At 65.9% G+C, this 22,462-nt stretch carries 21 protein-coding genes and 2 tRNA genes; 9 read left to right on the forward strand and 14 right to left on the reverse strand.

Annotated elements, in window-relative coordinates; genetic code table 11:
• Nucleotides 1-34 precede the first annotated feature (34 nt).
• On the forward strand, nucleotides 35-604 hold the full coding sequence (locus VK98_RS06960; protein ID WP_048413345.1) for a lysophospholipid acyltransferase family protein: 570 nt from the start codon (nucleotides 35-37) through the stop codon (nucleotides 602-604).
• A 103-nt stretch (nucleotides 605-707) separates the two neighbouring features.
• Here the strand turns inward: VK98_RS06960 and VK98_RS06965 are convergent, their stop codons facing one another.
• The 4 genes from VK98_RS06965 to VK98_RS06980 all read right to left on the reverse strand — a co-directional run bounded on the left by VK98_RS06965 (nucleotide 708) and on the right by VK98_RS06980 (nucleotide 3,207).
• Nucleotides 708-1,442, reverse strand: a complete 735-nt coding sequence (locus VK98_RS06965) for a hypothetical protein (RefSeq protein ID WP_048413346.1) — start codon at nucleotides 1,440-1,442, stop codon at nucleotides 708-710.
• Between the two features lie 81 nt (nucleotides 1,443-1,523).
• Nucleotides 1,524-2,084, reverse strand: a complete 561-nt coding sequence (locus tag VK98_RS06970; RefSeq protein ID WP_048413347.1) for a DUF1415 domain-containing protein — start codon at nucleotides 2,082-2,084, stop codon at nucleotides 1,524-1,526.
• A gap of 79 nt (nucleotides 2,085-2,163) precedes the next feature.
• Nucleotides 2,164-2,367 carry a cold-shock protein gene (locus VK98_RS06975; RefSeq protein WP_019101682.1) on the reverse strand — a complete coding sequence of 68 codons (204 nt, stop codon included), beginning with the start codon at nucleotides 2,365-2,367 and terminating at the stop codon, nucleotides 2,164-2,166.
• A gap of 240 nt (nucleotides 2,368-2,607) precedes the next feature.
• The gene (locus tag VK98_RS06980) at nucleotides 2,608-3,207 is read right to left on the reverse strand and encodes an HD family hydrolase (RefSeq protein ID WP_048413348.1); all 600 of its coding nucleotides are present in this window, start codon (nucleotides 3,205-3,207) and stop codon (nucleotides 2,608-2,610) included.
• Between the two features lie 142 nt (nucleotides 3,208-3,349).
• Between VK98_RS06980 and VK98_RS06985 the strand changes: the two genes are divergently transcribed.
• Complete coding sequence (locus VK98_RS06985; protein ID WP_048413349.1) at nucleotides 3,350-4,456, forward strand: HD-GYP domain-containing protein; 1,107 nt, start codon at nucleotides 3,350-3,352, stop codon at nucleotides 4,454-4,456.
• Nucleotides 4,457-4,462: 6 nt separating this feature from the next.
• Here VK98_RS06985 and VK98_RS06990 read toward each other — a convergent pair whose 3' ends face one another.
• Nucleotides 4,463-5,308 (reverse strand): dienelactone hydrolase family protein, encoded by an 846-nt coding sequence (locus VK98_RS06990; RefSeq protein ID WP_048413350.1) that lies wholly within the window; start codon nucleotides 5,306-5,308, stop codon nucleotides 4,463-4,465.
• Nucleotides 5,309-5,475: 167 nt separating this feature from the next.
• Here VK98_RS06990 and VK98_RS06995 point away from each other — a divergent pair, with 167 nt between their 5' ends.
• A complete protein-coding gene (locus VK98_RS06995; protein WP_048413351.1) occupies nucleotides 5,476-6,627 on the forward strand; it encodes an HD-GYP domain-containing protein in 1,152 nt (383 codons plus the stop codon).
• A gap of 245 nt (nucleotides 6,628-6,872) precedes the next feature.
• Here the strand turns inward: VK98_RS06995 and VK98_RS07000 are convergent, their stop codons facing one another.
• Genes VK98_RS07000 through yjgA form a run of 5 tightly spaced genes read right to left on the reverse strand, consistent with a single transcriptional unit; the run spans nucleotide 6,873 to nucleotide 10,910 of the window.
• A complete protein-coding gene (locus VK98_RS07000) occupies nucleotides 6,873-7,442 on the reverse strand; it encodes a hypothetical protein (protein ID WP_053077275.1) in 570 nt (189 codons plus the stop codon).
• A gap of 12 nt (nucleotides 7,443-7,454) precedes the next feature.
• A complete protein-coding gene (locus tag VK98_RS07005; protein ID WP_048413352.1) occupies nucleotides 7,455-8,771 on the reverse strand; it encodes an MFS transporter in 1,317 nt (438 codons plus the stop codon).
• A 58-nt stretch (nucleotides 8,772-8,829) separates the two neighbouring features.
• Entirely contained in the window at nucleotides 8,830-9,777 is a 948-nt protein-coding gene (locus tag VK98_RS07010) for a YheT family hydrolase (RefSeq protein WP_048413353.1), read from the reverse strand.
• Between the two features lie 3 nt (nucleotides 9,778-9,780).
• Entirely contained in the window at nucleotides 9,781-10,359 is a 579-nt protein-coding gene (gene mog, locus VK98_RS07015) for a molybdopterin adenylyltransferase (RefSeq protein WP_048413354.1), read from the reverse strand.
• On the reverse strand, nucleotides 10,359-10,910 hold the full coding sequence (gene yjgA / locus VK98_RS07020; RefSeq protein WP_048413355.1) for a ribosome biogenesis factor YjgA: 552 nt from the start codon (nucleotides 10,908-10,910) through the stop codon (nucleotides 10,359-10,361). Before yjgA ends, mog begins: the two co-directional genes overlap by 1 nt.
• Before the next feature lie 85 nt (nucleotides 10,911-10,995).
• Here yjgA and pmbA point away from each other — a divergent pair, with 85 nt between their 5' ends.
• The 6 genes from pmbA (at nucleotide 10,996) to VK98_RS07050 (ending at nucleotide 18,781) form a co-directional block, all read left to right on the forward strand.
• On the forward strand, nucleotides 10,996-12,339 hold the full coding sequence (gene pmbA, locus VK98_RS07025; protein WP_048413356.1) for a metalloprotease PmbA: 1,344 nt from the start codon (nucleotides 10,996-10,998) through the stop codon (nucleotides 12,337-12,339).
• 15 nt (nucleotides 12,340-12,354) lie between these two features.
• Complete coding sequence (gene alkB, locus VK98_RS07030) at nucleotides 12,355-12,999, forward strand: DNA oxidative demethylase AlkB (protein WP_048413357.1); 645 nt, start codon at nucleotides 12,355-12,357, stop codon at nucleotides 12,997-12,999.
• Between the two features lie 3 nt (nucleotides 13,000-13,002).
• Nucleotides 13,003-13,920, forward strand: coding sequence for a DNA-3-methyladenine glycosylase (locus VK98_RS07035; protein WP_048413358.1), 918 nt, complete (start codon nucleotides 13,003-13,005; stop codon nucleotides 13,918-13,920).
• A 188-nt stretch (nucleotides 13,921-14,108) separates the two neighbouring features.
• Nucleotides 14,109-15,248: a patatin-like phospholipase family protein gene (locus tag VK98_RS07040; RefSeq protein ID WP_048413359.1), complete on the forward strand. Its 1,140-nt coding sequence runs from the start codon at nucleotides 14,109-14,111 to the stop codon at nucleotides 15,246-15,248.
• A gap of 82 nt (nucleotides 15,249-15,330) precedes the next feature.
• Nucleotides 15,331-15,822: a disulfide bond formation protein B gene (locus VK98_RS07045; protein WP_048413360.1), complete on the forward strand. Its 492-nt coding sequence runs from the start codon at nucleotides 15,331-15,333 to the stop codon at nucleotides 15,820-15,822.
• Nucleotides 15,823-16,135: 313 nt separating this feature from the next.
• Complete coding sequence (locus VK98_RS07050) at nucleotides 16,136-18,781, forward strand: TonB-dependent siderophore receptor (RefSeq protein ID WP_048413361.1); 2,646 nt, start codon at nucleotides 16,136-16,138, stop codon at nucleotides 18,779-18,781.
• Between the two features lie 52 nt (nucleotides 18,782-18,833).
• Here the strand turns inward: VK98_RS07050 and VK98_RS07055 are convergent, their stop codons facing one another.
• The 4 genes from VK98_RS07055 to VK98_RS07070 all read right to left on the reverse strand — a co-directional run bounded on the left by VK98_RS07055 (nucleotide 18,834) and on the right by VK98_RS07070 (nucleotide 22,400).
• Nucleotides 18,834-20,486 carry a CHASE2 domain-containing protein gene (locus VK98_RS07055; RefSeq protein WP_048413362.1) on the reverse strand — a complete coding sequence of 551 codons (1,653 nt, stop codon included), beginning with the start codon at nucleotides 20,484-20,486 and terminating at the stop codon, nucleotides 18,834-18,836.
• Between the two features lie 9 nt (nucleotides 20,487-20,495).
• On the reverse strand, nucleotides 20,496-22,052 hold the full coding sequence (locus VK98_RS07060) for a FecR domain-containing protein (protein ID WP_048413363.1): 1,557 nt from the start codon (nucleotides 22,050-22,052) through the stop codon (nucleotides 20,496-20,498).
• 188 nt (nucleotides 22,053-22,240) lie between these two features.
• A tRNA-Asp gene (locus VK98_RS07065) sits at nucleotides 22,241-22,317 on the reverse strand.
• Nucleotides 22,318-22,323: 6 nt separating this feature from the next.
• Nucleotides 22,324-22,400 (reverse strand) — tRNA-Val (locus VK98_RS07070).
• Nucleotides 22,401-22,462: the final 62 nt, after the last annotated feature.

Consider the following 22,462-nt stretch of genomic DNA (forward strand, 5'->3'; position numbering starts at 1 on the left):
TCGTCCTGCGGCAAGGCCCTTGCTCAGGACCGTCATGCATTTCACCATTTTTGACACGCCCGTGATCCGGCCTTTGTTCCGCTGCCTGTCCATCGTCGCGCTCAAGCTGAGCGGCTGGAAGCTGCGGGGGGAGTTTCCCAAGCTGGACAAATACGTGCTGATCGGCGCGCCGCATACCAGCAACTGGGACTTTCCGCTGACGCTGGCGGTGTGCTTCGCCGCGCGGGCCAAGATTTACTGGATGGGCAAGCACACGCTGTTCGCCGGGCCCATGGGGCCGGTGATGCGTTGGCTGGGCGGCATTCCGGTCAAGCGGCATCAGAACAATTCGCTGGTGCAGCAGATGGTGGAAGTCTACCGGCGCTCGGATCGGCTGGTGGTGGCGATCCCGCCGGAGGGCACGCGCAAGGCGGTGTCCGAGTGGAAAACCGGCTTTTATCATATCGCCTGCGGCGCGGAAGTGCCGGTGGCGCTGGCCTACCTGGACTACGGCCGCAAGGAGGCCGGTTTCGGGCCGATGTTCACGCCCAGCGGCGATATCGACGCCGATATGCCGCGCATCCGCGCCTTCTATGGCGACAAGGTGGGCAAGCGTCGGAGCTGAAAGGCGTGGCGCGGCGAGTGCCGCATTCTAAATGCTCATATAGCACTCGCACATTCCGCTTTCTCAGCGGCAACGCCTGGTTCGCGAGGTTTTGAACCGGTTCCTAGGGCGCCGCGGCCTGGGCGGCGGCGCTGACCGGCAGAAACTGCAGGAAGGGGCCGGCGATCAGCGATTGACCGAAGTCGATGGCGCTGCGGCGCAGTTTCTCGTCCGACAACTCCGCCAGCAGGTCCAGCCTGGCCATCATCTTGCCGAATTCCCGTTCGAAGGACAGATTGCGCACGCTGCCGATTTCATTGGACAGCAAGACCGGCGCGCCGCTGATCTGGCGGTTGTTCAGCATCCAGGCGGCCACTTCCAGATTGTGCGAGGCGTTGGCCAGCTGTTGCGCGTCCAGCCCGTGCACCAGGAACAGCTCGGTGCGTCCGCCGTAGGCGTCCACCAGCATCGAGCCCATGCCGTAGATCAGCGCGCCGGCGCGGTCGCCGCCAAAGCCCGGCTCGAAGGCCACGCTCATCGCCGAGATGGAGCGCTGGCCGGTCAGGGCCGGCAGCGGGGCGTTGTTGCTGATCGCCGCCATCACCTGCCGCATCGCGGCCGGGTAGTCGGCGGCGCCGGTTTTGCGCCACTCCCGCGGATTGCGCTTGTACAGTTTTTCCAGCAGGGTCTGCAAGCTGGCCAGATTGTCGCGCATGGCCAGATTGGCCATGCGGTTGGCGCTGCTCTGCCCCAGCTCGTTGCCGCGGAAGTCGTCGCCGGCGACGGGCTTCTGCACCGGGGTGTAAGCGCACGCGCTCAACAGCAGCGCGGCGAGCGGCAACAAGGGCCTGAGCAACATGAGACTTGAACTCCAAGGGGTGGAATGCCCGTTGGTGTACCATGCCGGCGCCGCGCTTGGCAATGCGCGACTCGCGTGCGCTTACTGCGTTTTGCCGGCGAACAGCGCTTTCCAGCCGTCCAGGCCCAGCTGTTTCAGCGTTTCGATATTCTTTTCGTAGATGGCTTCCGCTTGCGGAAAGGCTTCCACCGCGCGGCCGATGCTGGCTTCGCGCAGCAGGTGCAAGGTGGGGTAGGGCGCGCGGTTGGTGAAGTTCTCGATATCGTTGACGCCGGTGCCCTCAAACTGGAACTTGGGGTGGAAGCTGGCCACTTGCAGCTCGCCGTCCAGTCCCATGTCTTCGACGATGGCGTCGGCGATGTCGAGGAAATCGTTGAAATCCAGGAAGCGTTGCAGCGCGCGCGGGTGGATCAGCAAGGTGGTGTCGATCTCGTCCGGGCTGCTGTCGGCCAGCAATTGCAGTTCGGTGGCCAGTTCTTGCGCCAGCTGGTCCGGCTGGGTGGCGTCGCTGACCACGTAACGCACCTGGTTCTTCACGTAGACGCTCTTGGCGAACGGACAGAGATTGAGGCCTATCACCGCTTTTTCCAGCCAGTCGCGGGTGGCGGCGATGATGTGTTCGTGGTCGTCGGAGGCGGACATGGGAATTCCTTGCGTTGAGGCGTAAATGCAAAAAACCCGGCCGAGGCCGGGTTTTCATCAAGCTGACTAATCGCGAGGATTAGATGGGCTGGATGTTGGAGGCTTGTTTGCCTTTCGGGCCGTCTACGACGTCAAAGCTAACGCGCTGGTTTTCGGCCAGGGTGCGGAAGCCTTTGGCATTGATCTGGGAGAAGTGAGCGAACACGTCGTCGCCGCCTTCATCCGGGGTGATAAAGCCAAAACCTTTGGAGTCGTTGAACCACTTAACGGTACCGGTTGCCATTTTGTTAATTCCTCAAAACGAGCAGTTGAAATAAAAGGCACGAAGTTCAAGGGAAATGGCGACTGAGGTACGGACTTAATGCCACTACGACAACAACACATCCACAACTTGAGCATCCTGCGGCAGGAATAGTGCCTATAGTTCCGGGACATGGCAAGCGTTTTCTGCATGGCCGAAAGGGTTTTTCCCCTGTTTTTTCAGGAGCCCCTGGCATTTCTGCCGGTTTTTTAGGGTTTTGACTCAGGCGCCGAAACAACCGGCCCGCTCCGCGCGGTCCAATTCCGCGCGCAACCAGCCCGCCGCCAGCGGACAGCCGTCCTCCACTTTGCCCACCGCCATGCTCAGCACTTGTTGCTTGCTGACCCCGTTTTCGCGCCAGCTCTGGCCGCCGGATTGCAGATTGAGCAAGATGGGCATCAAGCGGTCTATCGCGCGGGCGAAACGCGCTTCCGGGGTTTCTCTGGCCTCGAACTCCTGCCACAAGGCCAGCAGCTCCGAGCCCATGGGCTGGGGCAGCAGGCCCAGGATGCGGCGCATCGCGGCCAGTTCCTCGGCTTCGCGCTCGGCGGCGCCGTCCGCGGCGTAGACGATGGTGTCGCCGGTGTCGATCTCGCCCAAGTCGTGAATCAGCAACATGCGCACCACTTTGTCTATGTCCACCGGCTGGGCGGCGAAGTCGCGCAGATTGAGGGCGAACAGGGCGATCTGCCAGCTGTGTTCCGCCGAGTTCTCGTAGCGGTCAACGTGGGCGGCCTTGGTTTTGCGCAGCACGGTCTTGAGTTTGTCCACTTCAATAATGAAGGCGATGTGTTGTTGCAGCGTTTGCAGTTGATTTGGCATGGGAATATCGGGCGGATGGGCGGGCGATGCGCCGAGGGCGCAAATTATGCGCGGCGCGCGAGGGTTTGGAAAGGCCGCCGTCGCACGCTTTGCCGCATGCTGCATATACTGGAATGAAGGGCGATTGAAAATGGGAGGGGGCATGGGGAAGCAGGAGCTGACGCTGGAGATCGTGGAGCCGGAGGCGTTTCACGATTTCATGGAAGTGATGAGCGATTACGCGCCGCAGGTTGAGCATCTGGTTTGCCAGCTGGGTTTCGGCGACAACGACGCCGCGCAGATCGATCAGCTGTTTCGCTTGCTGCACAGCATCAAGGGCGACGCCAGCATGTGCCAGGTGCGTTTCGTGGTGCCCTTCGTTCACGCGCTGGAAAGCCTGCTGGAGCGGCTGCGCAGCGGCGAGGTGGCCTACGAGGATTCGATAGGCGATGTGATGCTGCTGGTGATGGACCGCCTGGGCCTGGCGCTGGAGGCGCTGGAGAGCCATGAATTGCTGGACGATCTGCAACTGCCCCTGCTGATGCGGGCGCTGAACCAGGTGGCGGAGTGTCCGGTGGGCGAGCTGTTGCAGCGTTGCCAGCAATTGGTGGAACAGATCACCGGCATTCCCCTGCACGTGATCGAACCGGATGCGCCGGCGGACGCCGCCGCGCAGCTCAGCCAGGGCGATCTGGCGTTTTTCCGGCTGTTGGCCCTGCAATTCGAGCAGCGCCTGCCGCAGTTCGAGGGGCGCACCGAACGCAATCTGGAACTGGCGCTGGAGGCCAGCCGCCAGGCGCCGGGGATGGTGGACGACAGACAGCTGGAAGCGGCGGTGTATATGCACGATATCGGCATGATGCTGTTGCCGGAGTCGTTCTGGTTGAAAGTGGGGCGGATGAGCGAATCCGAGCGCCTCCAGATGGCGGAGCACCCCGGCTGGGCGGCCGGCCTCTTGGAGCGGATGCCGGCCTGGGCCGACGCGGCGCGGATGGTGGCCCAGCACCACGAGATGCCGGACGGCCGCGGCTACCCGCTGGGCTTGCGCGGCGACGAGATTTGCAGCGGCGCGCGCATCCTGGCCCTGGTGGACGCCTTCGAGGCGGTGACCTTGAAACACGCGCATCGCGGCTTGCGGCATTCGATGATGCGCGCCATCGCCGAGATCAACGCCTCGGAGCGTCAGTTCGATCCCTACTGGCTGGCGCGCTTCAATCAGGTGATCCGCATGCGGCTGGCGGCCTGCGCCAGACGGCCGCCGGGAGAGTAGCCGGTGTCAGACGCCGTGTTGTTTGAACCATTGCAGCATGCGACGCCAGCCGTCGTTGGCGGCGGCGGCGTTGTAGGTCGGGCGGTAGTCGGCGTTGAAGCCGTGGTCGGCCTCCGGGTAGACCACGATTTCGGACGCTTTGCCGGCGGCGCGCAGCGCGGCCTTCATCTTGTCCACGGATTCCAGCGGAATGCCCTTGTCCAGCCCGCCGTAGAGCCCGAGCACCGGCGCATGCAGTTGCGCGACGACGTCCAGCGGCTGGCGCGGGGTGTTGGCGCCGGCCTCGCCCTGCAGCCGTCCGTACCAGGCGGCGCCGGCCTTGAGCGCGGGATTGTGCGCCGCGTACAGCCATACCTGGCGCCCGCCCCAGCAAAAGCCGGTGATGGCCGCGCGCTTGACGTCGCCGCCGTGGCCGCCGGCCCAGGCCAGGGTGGCGTCCAGATCGGCCAGCACCTGGCTGTCCGGCACCTTGCTGACCAGGCCGCTGACCAGCTCGCTGATGCTGGCCACCTTGCTGGGGTCGCCCTGGCGGAAATAGAGCTCGGGGGCCACCGCCAGGTAGCCGGCCTTGGCCAGCCGCCGGCACAGGTCGCGGATGTGTTCGTGCACGCCGAAGATTTCCTGCACCACCAGCACCACCGGCAGCGGGCCGCCGGCCGCGGAGGGTTTGGCCATATAGCCCGGCATGACGGCCGGTCCGGTCGGAATCTCCGCCGCGCCGGCGTTGAGGCCGTCGCCGTCGGTGAGAATGGCGCTGGCGGCGACGGGCTGCACCGCCAGCGCGAAGCCCACGCCCACCGCGCTGTTCAGAAAGTCCCTGCGCGAAGCGTCGACAGGTCGATTGCTTGTCATAACGGTATTCTCCAACGAGGTGATGGGATTGAGGGAACTAGATTAATGCTGTCGGCATTGCCTGGCAAGCCGGCGCGCGCGCCGGAGCGCGGGGGCTTCCTTAGGCCGAGGGAATGCGGCATTATTCACAGCCATTGAAGCATGACTTAACGAAACGTATATAGATTATGCCGGACTCCTCCAAAGTGAAGCTGCCCACCAGCTTCTTGCGCATCGGCCAGCAACTGCCGGTCGACGTGTACGCCAAGAACGGCCTGCTGTTGTTGAAAAAAGGCCATTACGTGCTGACGCCGGAGCAGCGCGAGCGGCTGGTGACGCTGGCGCACGGCGACAGCGAGGAGGTGGCGGCGCGCTTGGAGCGCGAACAGCTGGAGCGCGCGGCGCAGCGCGAAAAAGAGGCCGCGGCGCAGGTGCAGCCCAACCCCATCATGGAGCTGGGCTTCCAGACCCGCCGCGCCGAGGGCCTGCTCTTGCACGGCCTGGCGGTGCCGGGATTGGCCGGGCGGCTGGCGGACATGGCGGACGCGCTGATCCGGCTGGCCTGCAAGCAGCCGGACGGGGTGCTGGCCAGCGTGCTGCTGACGCCTTACCGCGACATCGGCAGCGCCCACAGCGTGCACGTGGCGGCGATCATGGCGGTGCTGGGGCGACGGCTGGGCATGGAGGAGGCGCGCTTGCAGGCGGTGGTGGGCGCGGCCTTGAGCATGAATCTGGCGATCACCGGCCTATTGAATCAACTGTCGCGGCAGCAAACGCCGCCGGACGCCGCGCAGCGCGACGATCTCTACGCCCACCCCATCGTCGGCTCCGCGATCTTGCGCGAGTCGGGCGTGGTGGACGAGCACTGGCATCTATTGGTGCAGACCCATCAGGAGCAGCGCGGCGGCGACGGCTACCCGCAGGGGCTGCGCGGCGAGGACATCCACCCGGACGCGGCCTTGCTGCACATGGTGGACGTGTTGTGTTCCTGCATACATCAGCCGCAGCCGGCTTTGCCGGCGCTGGTGATAGGCAGCCTGTACCGCGGCGAGCTGGGCGACTTCGATCCGCAGCACGCGGCCCTGCTGATCAAGGAGCTGGGCGTGTACCCGCCCGGCAGCTTCGTCAAGTTGGCCAGCAACGAGATCGGCGTGGTCACCCACCGCAGCGACAAGGCCAACGCGCCGCGCGTGGCGGCTCTGCGCAAGCTGGACGGCGCGCCCTACGCCGACGCGCTGTTGCGCGACACCCGGCAGAACGCCTACCGGGTGCTGGAGGCGGCGCCGTTGTCGGCGGCGGTGGTGAAGCCGGCCTATCTGGCCAAGCTGTGGCAGAAGTGAGCGAATTCTCCGAACGTGTTTACGATCTAGCGAGCTAGGGCGAGACAAGACGAAAACCGCTGAGAAAGCGGAATGTACGAGTGGTACATGAGCATTTCGAAGCGGGTTTCAACGTCGTATCGCCGCAGCGCAGCAGATCGTAAACAGGTTCTAAGAAAGCGGAGCGTACATAAGGTATATGAGCATTTCGAAGCGGCACTCGCCGTGTCACGGCTCACGAAGCGCAGCAGATCGTAAACAGGCTCTCAGGGGTGCGCCTGGCCCAGCGGCCGCAGCTGAACGCCGGACACATCCTTGATCTTCCAGATGCGGCGGACATGGGCGAAGTCGCGCTCGGACTCGTCGCGCAGGCGCGCTTCCGGCAGGAAGCTCATTTCCACCTCCACATTGCCCAAATAGACCGCCTCGCCGCGTTTCACCTCGAAGGGCGCGGCCAGGCGGAAGCTGCGCATCTTGCGGTTGACGCCCCAGGCGCCGTCCTCCAGCCAGTTGGCCCAGACCTGTTCCACCCGGTAGCTGCCCGGCTCCAGCGTGAACAGCATCAATTTCCCCTCCGCCATCGATTTGCCCTGCTCGCCGAACACGGTGTCGGTCAGCAGGCTGGCGCTGTCTGCGGCCACGACGCGGCCGGAGGCGTTGGCGATGTCCAGGCCCAGCGTCGCGCTGTCCGGATTGGCGGATTTGCCGGTCAGCGACACGATGGCGTAGCCGCGCTCGGCCGGCGGCTCCAGCGAGCCGCGCAGGCGATCGGCCATAGTGGCGCAGCCGGCGAGCAGCAGCGCGCAGAGGGCGGGGGCGAAGATTCGTTTCAGCATGGGTCGGGCGTCCTATCGACCGCCGGAAGCGGCGGCTTGGCTTGAATTGTCCGCTGTTTGCGCTTGCGGCTTCAAGCCCAGCACTAGCAGCGCGCTGAGCAGCAGGGAGCCGCTGAGCCAGAAGTAGGCCAGGGTGTGGCTGCCGGTGGCCGCCTCGATCAGGCCCAGCGCGTAGGGGCCGATGAAGCCGCCGACATTGCCGACGGAATTGATCAGGCCGATGGCGCCGGCCGCCAGCGTGCCGGTGAGGAAGGTGGTGGGGATGGACCACCACACGCCCATCGGGCTGTAGACCCCGATGACGACGACGGTGACGGAGAGCAGGGCCACGGCGACATTGTCGCTCAGCGCGCCGATCAGGAAGCCGGCGGCGGCGAGCAGCAGCGGCAGCGCCACGTGCCAGCGTTTCTCGGCGCGGCGCGAGGAGGAGTGGCCCAGCCACAGCATGGCGGCCAGCGCCGCCAGCATGGGCACGGCGGAAGCCAGGCCTATGGCCAGCGGCGACCAACCGGAGGCGTTCTTGATCACCGTGGGCATCCAGAAGCTGAAGCCCCAGAAGCCGGTGATCCACAGAAAATAGATCAGGCACAGCCGCAGCACCGCCGGCTGCGCCAGCGCCTGGCGCAGCGTGGCCGGCTGTTGTTGGCGGGTGGCGGCCTTTTCCGCCCGCAACGCGTCGATCAGATAGCGCTTTTCCTCCGCGCTCAGCCAGCCGGCCTTGGCCGGGTCGTCCCGCAGCCACAGCAGGATCGCGAAGCCGTAGAGCACGGTGACGCCGCCCTCCAGCAGGAACAGGCTTTGCCAGCCCTTGAGGCCGAAGGGCTGCAGACCCACCATCCAGCCGGCCAGCGGCGCGCCGACGATGGCGGAGACCAGCAGCGAGCTCAGGGTGATGGAGATGGCGCGGGCGCGGTTTTCGGCGACGAACCAGCGCGGGATCACCGAGGCGTAGATCACCGGGTAGAAGCTGGCTTCGCACACGCCCAGCATGAAGCGCAGGAAATAGAACTGCCATTCGTTCTGCACCAGGCCCAGCAGCATGCTGACCGCGCCCCAGGAGAACAGGATGCGCGCGATCCAGCGGCTGGGGCTCCAGCGCTCGGCCAGGATGGCGCCGGGCACTTCGAACAAGACGTAGCCGGCGAAGAAGATGCCGGCGGCCAGGCCGTAGACCTTGGCGTCGAAGCCGAGGTCGGCGTTCATGGTCAAGGCCGCGTAGCTGACGTTGACCCGGTCCAGAAAGGCCAGCACCGAGGCGATGAACAGCGGGAGGAGGATGCGCAGATAGGTTTTGCGCAGAACGGAGGTTTGGACGGCGTCTGGGCTCATGCGGCGCTTTCGCGAGATTGGGGAGATGCCGTCAAGATGCGCAGAAAGCGCCGCGCAGTCAATCCAGATGCGGCTCGAAGAATTCCAGCAGGCGGGACGGCAGCCATTCCAGCGTGCCGGGGAAGGCGCCGGAGGCGAAGCCGACGTGGCCGCCGTGACGGGGGAATTCCAGCGTGACGCTGGCGGCCACGTCGGCCTGGCGCGGCAGCGCCTGTTCCGGCAGGAAGGGGTCGTTGCGCGCGTTCAGCACCAGGGTGGGGCGGGCGATCTGACCCAGCCGCGGTTTGGCGCTGGCGGTCCGCCAGTAGTTGAGCGCGGTGCCGAAGCCGTGGATGGGCGCGGTGACCAGGTCGTCGAATTCGATGAAGGTGCGCGCGCGGCTGAGCTTGCCGCCGTCGAACAGGCCGGGATGGCGCTGCAGCGATTCCAGCGCCTTGGGCTTGAGCGTGCCCATGAACATGCGGGTGTACAGCAGCTTGCCCAGGCCGCGGTCCAGCCGGGTGCTGGCCGCCACCAGGTCCAGCGGCGCGGACACCGCAGCCGCCGCGCGCGGCAGCGCCTGCGCGCCTTCGTCCGCCAGGTAGTTGAGCAGCATGCTGCCGCCCAGCGACACCGCGGCGGCGGCCAAGACCGGGAAGCGTTGCGCCAGCCGGCTCAGAATCCAGCGCACCTCGGCGCCGTCGCCGGCGTGGTAGGCGCGCGGCAAGGGATTGTCCACGCCGCCGCAGCCGCGGAAGTGCGGCACCACGCCGTTCCAGCCGCGCCGCTGCACTGCCTGCATCAGCGCGCGCGCGTAGTGGCTGTCGCTGCTGCCCTCCAGGCCGTGAAACAGCACCACCAGCGGCGCGTCCGGCCGTCCGGGCACGAAGTCCAGCGCGATGCGGGCGCCGTCCGGGGTGTCCCACAGCTCGCGGCGGTAGTCCGGGCGGCGGGTCTTGATCGCCAGCGCCGGCCAGATGGTTTGGGCGTGGCCGCCGCGCAGCCAGGAGGGGGACTGGTAAGCCATGGCTCAGTCCGGCTTTTTCTGCGCCGATTTGGGGCGGAAGGCCTTGACCACCGTCTCGCGGGTTTCGATGTAGGGGCCGTCCAGCAGGTCGATGCAGTAGGGCACGGCGGCGAAGATGCCGGGCACCTCCACCTGGCCGTCGGCGCCGCGCAGGCCTTCCAGCGTTTCCTTGATCGCCTTGGGCTGGCCGGGCAGGTTGAGGATCAGCGCCTGCTTGCGGATCGCGCCCACCTGGCGCGACAGGATGGCGGTGGGCACGAAGCGCAGGCTGATCTGGCGCATCTGCTCGCCGAAGCCGGGCATTTCGCGGTCCGCCACCGCCAGCGTGGCTTCCGGCGTCACGTCGCGCGCCGCCGGGCCGGTGCCGCCGGTGGTCAGCACCAGCTGGCAGCCTTCCTCGTCCACCAGCGCCTTGAGCGCGGCTTCTATCTGCGGCTGTTCGTCCGGGATCAGGCGGGCGACGACGGCGAAGGGGCTGGCCAGCGCGGCGGCCAGCCAGTCTTGCAGCGCGGGAATGCCCTTGTCTTCGTACACGCCGCTGCTGGCGCGGTCGGAGATCGAGACCAGGCCTACCTTCAACATCACTCGTCGTCCTCTTGGTCCTGCTGATGCAGGCGCGGCTTGCCCGGTTCCGGAATCACGTCCTTGACGGCCTGGTAGAGCAGGCGGAAGGACTTGGGCGGCTTGTTGTCCTGCTTTTCCTTGCGCGCGTTGCGGATCAGCGTGCGCAGCTGCTGCGGATCGGCGGCCGGGAAGTCGGTGACGAAGCTGGCCAGCATCTTGTCGTCTTCCATCAGCCGTTCGCGCCAGCGCTCCAGCAGGTGCTGCCAGGCGATGTGCTCGGACGATTCGCCCTTGAGAATTTGCAGGTACTGCTGGATCGGTTCCGGGTCCACGTCGCGCATCAGCTTGCCGATGTATTGCAGCTGGCGGCGCAGCGCGCCGTGCGCGGTAAAGCGTTTATAGTCCAGAATAGCGGTGAGCAGGTCTTCAGGCAGCTGCATTTTCTTCAGCGTGTCCTTGGACAGCTCCACCAGTTCGCGGCCCAGGTCCTGCAGCGCATCCATGTCGCGCTTGCGCTGGGATTTGCTGACGTAGCCGTCGTCCGGGCTGTCGTTCTGGTATTGGGTCATCGTTGGCAATTCTCAATCGGTTTTCTCAAGGCTGGTATGATACCGGAAAAGGCCTCCGGCCGTTTCGACCATTGCGAAAGACACTATGGCAGACAAAACATTCAGTTTCAGCCAGGCCGCGCTGGAGGACATCGCCTCCCGCGTGATCGAACTGGCCAAGGCCGAGGGCGCCAGCGCCGCCGAGGCCGACGTTTCCGAGGGCCTGGGCCAGACCGTGAGCGTGCGCCTGTCCGAGGTGGAAACCATCGAGTACAACCAGGACAAGGGCGTGGGCGTGACGGTCTACCTGGGGCAGAAGAAAGGCCACGCCAGCACCTCGGACTTTTCCGACGAGGCCCTGGCCGACACCGTGCGCGCCGCGCGGGACATCGCGCGCTACACCGCCGAGGACCCGTGCGCCGGCCTGGCCGATTCCCAGCTGATGGCCACCGAGTTTCCCGATCTCAGCTTGTACCATCCGTGGGCGCTGCCGGTGGAGGAGGCCATCGAGCTGGCCAAGTCCTGCGAGGCCGCGGCCTTGGCGGCCGATCCGCGCATCCGCAATTCCGAAGGCGGCACCGCCTCGTCTCAGTCCAGCCATTTCGCCTACGCCAACAGCCACGGCTTCATCGGCGGCTACGCCAGCAGCCGCCACAGCATCTCCGCGGCGGTGGTGGCCGAGGACGGTGGCGCGATGCAGCGCGATTACTGGTATTCGTCGGCGCGGCGGCGCGAGGATCTGGACGCGCCGCAAGCCATCGGCGCCAAGGCCGGCCAGCGCGCGGCGCGGCGGCTGGGCGCGCGCAAGGTGAAGACCGGTCAGTATCCGGTGGTGTTCGAGGCGCCGATCGCCGCCTCGCTGCTCAGCCATCTGGTGGCCGCCATCAGCGGCGGCAGCCTGTACCGCAAATCGTCCTTCCTGCTGGATTCGCTGGGCAAGCCGGTGATGTCGGCCAACGTCACCGTGGACGAAGACCCCTTCCTGCTGCGCGGCATGGCCAGCGGCGCCTTCGACAACGAGGGCGTGGCCACGGTGGCGCGCCGGCTGGTGGACAAGGGCGTGCTGCAGGGTTATATGCTGGGCAGCTATTCGGCGCGCAAGTTGGGCATGCAGACCACCGGCAACGCCGGCGGCGCGCATAATCTGGTTGTGCATTCCACCGGCGAAAGCCTGGATGAATTGCTGCAGGCCATGGGCACCGGCCTGCTGGTGACCGAGCTGCTGGGTCAGGGCGTCAACACCGTGACCGGCGATTATTCGCGCGGCGCGGCCGGCTTCTGGGTGGAGCGCGGGGTGATCGTGCACCCGGTGGAGGAAATCACCATCGCCGGCAATCTGCGCGAGATGTTCATGCAGATAGACGCGGTGGGCAACGACGTGCTGGAGCGCGGCGGCCGGCAGATGGGCTCGGTGCTGTTGCGCAGCATGATGGTGGCCGGAGAGGCCTGAGGCCTGAGGCCGGCGATGGCGGATCTGTTCGCGCCGGAAGAAGGCGGCTGGCTGGAGCGCCTGTCGCCCGGCGCCGCCTTATTGCACCGCCGCGCCAGCGACATCGACGCCGCCTTGCTGGCGGAAGTGGAGGCGGTTTTGCGACAGGCGCCGCCGCGCGGCATGCAGACGCCGGGAGGGCGGGCGATGTCGGTGGCCACTTCCAGCTGCGGCGCTTACGGCTGGGTGTCCGACGCGCGCGGCTACCGCTACGCCGAGCGCGATCCGGGCAGCGGCCGGCCCTGGCCGGCGATGCCGGCCTTGTTTCGGGCCCTGGCCGAGGAGGCCGCCGCCGAGGCCGGCTTTGCCGGCTTCGCGCCGGACGCCTGCCTGATCAATTGCTACGCGCCGGGCGCCAAGATGTCCTTGCATCAGGACAAGGACGAACGCGATTTCGGCGCGCCCATCGTGTCGGTGTCGCTGGGCCTGCCGGCGATCTTCCTGTTCGGCGGCTTTAGCCGCGCCGAACGTCCCGGCCGCGTCGAGCTGCGCCATGGCGACGTGCTGGTGTGGGGCGGGCCGGACCGCATGCGGTTCCACGGGGTGCTGCCGGTGGCGGAGGGCGAACACCCTTTGCTGGGGCGGCGCCGCATCAATCTGACTTTTCGCAAGGCGCGCTGATCCATGGCTGAACCGGCCGATTCCGTTTCGCTGTCCATATCCCTTTCCCTGCCCGCGGATTTCCGCCGCGCCGACTTCATGGCCTTCCACCGCCGCGACGCTCAGGAGCTGTCCGAGCGGGTGACGGAGCTGAGCCTGCGCAAGGGCTTGCTGTGGCGCGGCGCGCCGGCCTGCCTGAGCATGGATTTTTCCGCGGACGCGGCGCGGGTGGGCTTGGACGCGGACGCGCCGCCGCGGGCCGGCGACGAGGCCGCGCTGACCGTCATGGCGCGCCGCATGCTGGGCTTGGCGCAGCCGGTGGCGGATTTCGAGCGCGCGCATCGCGGCCATCCGCAGCTGGCCGGCCTGATCGCCGCGCGCCCCGGCTTGCGCGTGCCGCAGACCACCACCCCGTTCGAGGCGCTGGTTTGGGCCGTCACCGGTCAGCAGATCAGCGTCCACGCCGCCATCTCGCTGCGGCGTCGGCTGATGCAGTTGGTCGGCAAGCGCCACAGCGGCGGTCTGCTGTGCCATCCGTCGCCGGAGCAATTGGCGGAGCTGGAGGCGGACCAACTGGGCCAGGCCGGCTTCTCCCGCGCCAAGACCCGGACCTTGCTGGAGCTGAGCCGGAGGACGGCCGACGGCGACCTGCCGCTGCAGGGCTGGCTGGACGGCGGCGCGCCGGAAGACATCGCCGCGCGCTTGCTGGCCTTGCCCGGCATCGGACCGTGGACGGTCAGCTACGCGCTGCTGCGCGGCTATGGCTGGCTGGACGGTTCGCTGCACGGCGACGTGGCGGTGCGGCGCGGCCTGCAAGGCCTGCTGGGCCGGGCCGAGGCGGTGTCGCCGCGCGAGACTGAGCAGTGGCTGCAGGGCTTCGCGCCGTGGCGCGCGCTGGTGGGCGCGCATCTGTGGGCGATGCAGACGGCGGCCGGCTATTAAGGGCGGCTGCAAGAGCCCTGAGCCCGCGTTGTAGCTGCGCTGCCTGCGGCGGCGCTTCCGGCGTGTCCAGCGGATTTCCTCCGCGCGAAGTTGGCGCTGGCCGCGGCGTTTGACTATGCCTAAATAGAACAAGAAGCCGCGCGGTGTCCGGCAAGCCGGGCCGCCAACATAGCCACGCGAGGTGCGGGATGGGGAGGCAATCCGAGATCGGATTGGTATTGTCGGGCGGCGGCGCGCGCGCGGCTTACCAGGTGGGGGTGCTGCTGGGGATTTCCCGGCTGTTGCCGGACGCGCGCGTCAATCCCTTTCCCATCATCTGCGGCACGTCCGCCGGGGCGATCAACGCGGTGGCGCTGGCCTCCGGCGCCGGCAATTTCCATCTGGCGGTGTCCACGCTGGCGCAGATGTGGAAGCAACTGCACATCCAGGATGTCTACGACGCCAGTTCCGGCTACTTCCTGAAGACCTTTTTGCACTTCGGCCTGTCCATCCTGTCCGGCGGCCGGCTGTGGCGCAATCCCAAGAGCTTTCTCGACAACGCCCCGCTGCGCGAGCTGCTGACCAAGGTGATGGTGTTCGAGGGCATAGACCATTCCGTTCGCCACGGCGCGCTCAAGGCGCTGGCGTTGACCGCCTCCTGCTACACCACCGGGATGTCGGTCACTTTTTTCCAGGGCGCGGACAGCCTGGAGGAGTGGGAGCGCTATCAGCGGCTGGGCATGCGCGAGCGCATCAATATCGATCACATGATGGCCACCTCGGCCATTCCCCTGATTTTCCCCTCGGTGTGCATAGGCGAGAAGTTCTACTGCGACGGCGCGGTGCGCCAGTTGTCCCCCTTGTCGCCGGCGCTGCATCTGGGCGCGGAAAAGCTGTTCGTCGTCGGCCTGGCCAGCAAGCGGCCGGACACCATAGAGCGCCGCCACAGCGGCTTCTACCCGTCGCCGGCGCAGATTTTCGGCCATCTGCTCAACAGCGTGTTCATCGACAGCATGTCGGTGGACATGGAGCGGCTGACCCGGGTCAACCACACTGTGTCGCTGCTGCAAAGCCACGAGGAGCTGGCGCGCCAGACCCAGTTGCGCAAGGTGGACATCTTCATGCTCAACCCCAGCAAATCGCTGGAGGGCATCGCCTACAGGCATACCCGGTTGTTTCCGCCCTTGCTGCGCTTCCTGATGAAGGGCACCGGCGCCACCCGCCACCGCGGCACTGCCTTGGCCACCTATCTGCTGTTCGAGCCGGGCTATACCCGCGAGCTGATCACGCTGGGCTACAAGGACGCCCTGCAGCAGAAAGAGGCGATCCGCCGTTTCCTGGAACTTTAAGCCGCGGCGCGGTTCTGAATCCTCCATGTTGTATGGCACAATCATGCGCCATGACGTTTTACCGCCAAACATTGAGGAAGATATGGGCTTGAGCAACCGACAAGGTTTTCTGCTGATCGCCGCCGCCTGCGCCGGCGCGATGGGCTTCGCACTGTTCGCGCAGTACCAGCTGGGCCTGGAGCCGTGCCCGCTGTGCATTTTCCAGCGCATAGGCGTGATCGCCGCCGGCATCATCGCCTTGCTGGCGGCCTTGGCCAACCCCGGCCGCTGCGGCGTCAGGGTCTGGGGCGGTTTGACGATTCTGGCCGCCTTGGCCGGCTTGTCGGTGTCGCTGCGCCAGCTGTGGCTGCAGCAGTTGCCGGCGGACCAGGTGCCGGCCTGCGGCCCGGGCCTGGAGTTCCTGATGGAGTCCTCGCCGTTGATGGAGGTGATTTCCAAGGTGCTGAAGGGCAGCGGCGAATGCGCGACCGTGGACTGGACCTTCCTGGGCATGGCGATGCCGTTCTGGGTGGCGGTGTTCTTCGTCGGCGTGATCGGCTTCGCCGGCTGGCTGCTGGCGCGCAAATCGGCCTGAGTCCCAAGCTCGAGCCATGCAAGGCCGCCTTGGGCGGCCTTTTTCATGGGCGCATGATCTTATTGCATGCTTAATATGTAAAAAATAATGAGGGCGTCCGCAACGGCGGGGACGGCGCGGCGGGCCTGTCATTTTGCCGCAACAATAATTTATTTATTAAGCTATTGATTTTTAATGATATTGCGATGAATCCCTCCGGGGGCGGCTGCGCGCGGCCGCTCCCGATCTCTTTGCCGCGCCCGCTGGGGCAGCTTAAGGGCGCGCGTTGCCGCCGCTTTGGGCGACGGCGCGCCAACTACAAGGGGGTGAGGAGATGAAACGCAGCTATCTGGCTTGCGCCGCGGCGGCGAGCATGGCGCTGGGCGCGGACGCCTGGGCGGAGGAGACCGTCGCGCTGGAGCGGGTGACGGTGACCGGCTCCAATATCAAGCGCATCGGCAAGGAAAAGGCCTTGGCGGTGGAGGTGATCAAGAAGGAAGAGATCGACAAGACCGGAGCGTCCACGGTGATCCAGCTGCTGGATCGGCTGCCGTCGGTGGGCAGCTTGCTGGCCGGCACCAACTCCAGCAGCTTCGCCGCCGGCGCGGCCACCGCCGGCCTGCGCGGCATGAGCTCCAAATACGTGCTGGTGTTGTTGAACGGCCGGCGGCTGCCCAATTACGCGATGTTCATCAGCGGCACCGACGCCTTCGTCGATCTGAACACCTTGCCCTTGTCGGCTATCGAATCGGTGGAGATTCTGCGCGACGGCGCTTCGGCCATATACGGTTCCGACGCGGTGGCCGGCGTGATCAACTTCAAGACCCGGCGCAATTACCGGGGCGCGGAGGCGACGCTGCGCGGCGGCGGCAATCTGGACGGCGACGGCGTCGAGCAGGCGCTGAGCCTGAGCGGAGGCTTCGGCGACCTGGAGCGGGACGGCCAGAACCTGTTGCTGTCCTTCGACGTCTACCACCGCGAGCCGGTGTTCAGCCGCAAGCACGACGCCACCCGCAGCAACGACTACCGGTTTCAGGGCGGGCCGGACCTGCGCAGCGGCGCGCAATGGGGCTATTGGAACGACCGCACGCCCAATGCCGACCGAAGCAACGCGCTAGCCAAGCCCTTGCCGGGCTGCCCGCCGTGGCGGCTGACCACGCGGCCCAGCGGCGCGAAGTTGTGCGTGTCCGATGTCGACGAGCTGGGCACGCAGCTGTCGCCGCGCACCAGCCGCTACGGTCTGATGGCCAACTACACCAAGCGTCTGGGCGGCGACGCCGAGTTCTTCGCCGAACTGGGCGTGAACCGCAGCCAGACGCCGCTGGACGGCGGCTATTCCTTCATCCAGACCATAGTCGGCCCGGGCTGGGCGGTGTATCCGCGGGACGGCGGCCTGGCCTCGGTCTACCCGGATTTCAAGCCCACCGACAATCTGCAGATCACCCGCAATCTGTCCGAGAACGGCCGACGGCTCAACGAGGTCACCAGCGACACCTATCGCGCGGTGGCGGGCGCGCGCACCGTGTTGCAAGGCTGGGACGTGGAGGGCTCGCTGAATCTGGGACTCAACAAGGCGGAGGCGAGGCAGAACAATGTGGTGCTCAGCGAGGCCTTTCTTTCCATGCTGCGGAACGGCGCCGCCGGTCAGCCCTTGTACGACCCGTTTTCGCAGAACAATAGCGCCGCAGCGTTGCGGCCGTATCTGACCACCATCGCCAACTCCTCGTCGTCGCGCCTGTCGGCGTTCGAGTTCAAGGCCAGCACGGACGAGTGGTTCCAGCTGCCGGCCGGCGCGGCCGGCTTCGCCGCCGGCCTGCAGTGGTCGCACGAGTCGATTGACTCGCAGCCGGACCCGCAGCTGCAAGCCGGCAAGATCATGAACTTCGCCGTGCAGCAAAGCCTGCAGGCCAGCCGCTCGGTGCTGTCCGCCTTCGGCGAGGTCAATCTGCCGGTGCTGAAGAATCTGGAGGTCCAGCTGGCTTTGCGCGCCGACCACTACAATGACTTCGGCGACACGATCAACCCCAAGCTGGCTTTTTCCTTCCGTCCCTGGGAGCCGGCGATGCTGCGCGGCTCGGTCACCACCGGTTTCAAGGCGCCGACGCTGCCGCAGCTGTACGCGTCGCGCCAGGCTTACGCCTCGGTGTACGACTACGCGCAGTGCGCCGACCGCGGCATCGCCCGCGAGCGCTGCGGCTTGGCCAGCAATCAGCTGCGCAGCGGCGGCAACGCCGGGCTGAAGCCGGAAGATTCCCGGAACTACGCGCTGGGCCTGGTGTTGCAGCCAAGCCCTGCTTTGTCGGCCACCGTGGATTGGTATCGGATCGAGGTGTCCAACACCGTGCAGTCGCTGGATCCGCAATACGTGCTGGACAATCCGGACCGCTTTCCCGGCTTCGTGGTGCGCAAACCCGCGGATCTGCCCGGGGTCAGGGGAGACATCGACTACATCTCCGCGCCCTATATGAATATCGGCAAGACCCGGACCACCGGCGTGGACATCGACCTGCAATACGATTGGTCGCTGGGCGCTTACGGCAAGCTGAAGTTCCGCAATGCGCAAAACCGGATCTTCAGCTATCAGGAGTCGCAGACCGAAACCGACCCGCTGCTGGAATACGCCGACTACGGCGCGCAACCGCGCTGGAAAAACGTTCTCGAAGTGAGCTATATCCGCGGCGACTATTCCGTGGGGCTGACGGCGCGCAGCTACGCCTCCTACAAAAACCTGTATTCGCAGCTGTACGACAATGCCGGCAACGTGAAGGAGAGGGTGGCGTCCTATACCGCGCTGGATCTCAATTTCGGTTTGAAGCCGATCAAAAACCTCAGCGTCAGCGGCGGCATCCGCAATCTGGGCAACCGGATGCCCAGCTACGCCACCGGCGCCGGCTTCAGCGGCGGGGCGGCCGCTTACTCCGGCCCGGCCACCGATTTATGGGGGAGGATGTTGTATTTGTCCGGCCGCTACGCATTCTAAACGCTGGTTCAGCGTCCGCGGCGCGTCGGCGACGCGGCGTTTCGGAGCGGGGTCAGCGCTGGTGCTGCGGGGTCAGCGCGGCGGGGGCGGGGCTGACCGCGTTGCGGCCGGAGCGTTTGGCGATGTAGAGCGCGCTGTCGGCGTCTTCGTAGAAGGTGCGGCCGTTGTCGTCCGCTTCCGGCACCCGGGCGGCGACGCCTATGCTGCAGGTGACTTTGCGCAAGGGACTCTTCACGTGCGGCAGCTCCAATTCCTCCAGCCGGGCGCGGAAGCCTTCCGCCGCCGCCACCGCCTGATCCAGCCCGCATTCTTCCAGCACAATGCCGAACTCCTCGCCGCCCAAGCGCGCCACGATGTGGCGGCGGGCGCTGAAATAGGCGTTCAATTCTTGCGCCAGCCTTTGCAGAATCAGGTCCCCGGCGTAATGGCCGTAGTGGTCGTTGTAACCCTTGAAGTTGTCCACGTCCAGGATCAACAGCGCCAGCGCCTTGCCGGCGGCGCGGTGCTTGTCCAGCGTCGGCGCCAGGATCTCGTCGAAGTGCCGGCGGTTGTAAAGCCCGGTCAGCCCGTCGGTGTTGGCCTGCAGCAGCAGCTTGGACTGTCGCGACACGAAGCGCACGCTGCCGGCCAGCCACAGCAGGATGGCGGTGGTGACGCCGCTCCAGAACACCGAGGCCAGCGTCAGCAGCAGCACGCTGAGCACCAGCACGCCACAGGAGGCCAGGAGATAGGCCGGCAGGATGCCCTGGCGGTGCTTGTAGCGGCTGAGCAGCAAGTCCAGCAGCAGGATGGCCAGCGCGTTGATGACGGCCTTCCACCCCAACGGCAGCGGCACCGGCGTGTTGTCCTGCTGCAGCCCGTACAGCAGGAAGGCGTTGATTTCCACGCCCGGCATGCCGCGGTTGTTGGCCGACAGCGGCGTGGAGTGAATGTCGCCCAGGCCGGTGGCGGTGGCGCCCACCAGCACGATCTTGCCGGCGAAGAAGGACGGGGGCAGCTGATTGAGCGCGTCGATATAGGACACTTGCTGGAACGGCGGGGAGCCGGCCAGATAGGGCACCATCACCGGGTCTTCGCGCAGCCAGCTGTCCGGGTTGCCGTGGGGCATGTCCATTTTTTGCTGTTCGGATTGGCGCTGGCCGTTGGCCAGGTCCAGCACCGCCTGCGCGAAATTCGGGTGGTGAGGGGAGCCCAGACCCGCTTTCAGATAGACGCGGCGTATCACGCCGTCGCTGTCCAGTTCGTAGTCGGTATGGCCCAGGCCGGCGCTGGCGGCGGCGATGCCGGGCAAGGGGCGGGTTTCGGTCAGGCGATTGCCCTGCATTTCGGGAAACACCGGGCTGATGACTTTGCCGTTGCGGCGGATGGCGTCGGCCAGCGCCTGGTCCGACTCCGGGGTGTTGTGCGAGGGTTCGGCCAGCACGATGTCCAGGCCCACCGCCTTGGCCTGCGACAGCTTGTCCACCAGCTGGGCGTGGTATTCGCGCGGCCAGGGCCAGCGGCCCAGTTCCGACAGGCTGCGCTCGTCCACGGAGACCACGACGATATTGCTGGCCTGGTCACGGTTGGACTTGAGCCGGATCAGCCCGTCGTACAGCCAGAAATCCAGCCGCAGCAACAGGCCGGAGAGGGTCAGCAGAGCCGCCAGCAGGGCCAGCAAGAAGGGCAACAAGCGCAAAATCTTGTCGCGATAGTGAGTTAGCATGTTGCCATTCTAGGGAAGTTTTCCGGGAAGAGTGAGCATTTCTTGCTCTTCCGTCGCCTGGTAGCCGTGTTCTCCCTCGATCTTGACCGTTGCTTTGTATTGCCCGGCAGGCAAGGCTTCCAGCGCTTTCAGCTCCCATTGCGGCCGGTCGCTGCTCAGCGAGAACGGCGGGACGTTGGCGGCCTGGGCCGCGCTCAGCGTCAGCGTGTAGCGCGCGCGCTCGACGGGGTAGGGACGGGCGGCCAGCACCGGGGCGCTTTGGTCCAGTCGGCTGAGCCAGCCTTTGGACTCCACCTTTTGCGCGGCGGAGAAGGGACCGGGCCGCCCTTGGGCGTCCAGCCGCGCCAGCCGCCAGTACCAGGTGCCGGATTCCGGCAAGTCGGCTTTGAACTCGGCATCGGTCAAAGTCTGTTCCAGCAGCGGCTGGGCGAAGTCCGCCTGGCGCGAAATCTGCAGCCGCAGCGGCCGTTCCGGGCTGGCGTTTACCCGCAGGGGAAGGGATTTGCCCCGCAGTTGGACGCCGTCCGCTTGAGTGAACAACAGCGGCGGCAGCGGGTAGGCTTGCAGCTTGAAGCTGCGGGTGCTGTCGTAGCCTTCCAGGCCGGAGCGGTTCTTGGCGCGGACTTTCAGCACGTATTCGCCGTTGCCCGGCAGGCGCGGATAATAGCGCGGCGTCTGCAACTGGCGTTCGGCCAGCCGTTTCTTGCCGCTCAGGGTGACGCGGTAGGAGGCGGCGCGCTCGTCGCGCTGCCATTCCAGCGGCGGCGGATTGAATTGGCTGTTGTCCGCCACGGTGGACAGGTCGGGCGGCGGCGGCAGTTCCTCCGGCTTGCTGGGCCCGCCTTTGCGGCTGGACAGGGTGCCGAAGCCGGCGGGCACGTCCACCTTGCTGCGGCGTCCTTTGACTTCCACGCTGCCTTTGAGCACTTCCGCCAAGGTGTCTTCGCCGCCGGCGGCGTTGACGCGGAATTCGGTGCCGCGCACGGTGGTGACCGCCGACGGGGTGCGGATTTCATAGCGGCTGGGCATCAGGATGTTGGGTATCACCGAATTGCCGGTGCTGCCGTTGTTCAGCTTGATCTGGGACTGGATCGCCCCGGTGCTGGGATAGTAGACCTGGGTTTGCAGGCTCAGATCGGTGTTGGCGTTGATCACCAGCGAAGAGCCGTCGACGAAGCGCAATTTGATCATGGCGTCGTTGCCGGTGGTGAAGCGGGTGCCTTTGGGGTATTTCTTGCCCACGGCCAGCTCCAGCGGCTTGCCCTTGCCGTCGGCGGCGGCGGATTCGCCGGCCATTTCCTCCAGCGTGGCGTCGGATTGGGCTTGCTTGATCCAGGGGTAGGGCACCCGCACGATGCTGCCGGGGATCAGCCGGTAAGGGTTGGCGATGCGATTTCTGGCTTGCAGCTTCGGCACATAACCGGGAGACGACAGATGCTCGGCCGCCAGCGACCACAGATTGTCGCCGTTCTTGACCGTATATTCCCAGATGGCCTTGTCGGCGGGGTCGCCTGCCCAGGCCAACGCGCTGGCTAAGCAGCCAGCCGCCAGGATTAAATTGCGCATAGTTGAATCTCTTTATATGAAATACAGAAAGTCAACCAAAAGTATCACCGCAGCCTAGGCGCATTGCAAGCTGATAAGCAATAGAATGGTAGTTGTTTGTCCTAAATTGGGCGATAAGCGAATGTTTGCATGAAATATGCGACGCAAAATGCAAAAAAGCAGCCCAAAGGCTGCTTCTTTGCAATGCTTGGCGGAGTGGACGGGACTCGAACCCGCGACCCCCGGCGTGACAGGCCGGTATTCTAACCAACTGAACTACCACTCCAGCAATTGGTGGGCGGTACTGGACTCGAACCAGCGACCCCTGCCGTGTGAAGGCAGTGCTCTACCAACTGAGACTAACCGCCCGAAACTGTTGCACCGTTTCCGGGTACTGCTATGCAATGCTGTTGGCGGAGTGGACGGGACTC

Source organism: Chromobacterium sp. LK11 (assembly GCF_001043705.1).
Lineage (GTDB): Bacteria > Pseudomonadota > Gammaproteobacteria > Burkholderiales > Chromobacteriaceae > Chromobacterium > Chromobacterium alkanivorans.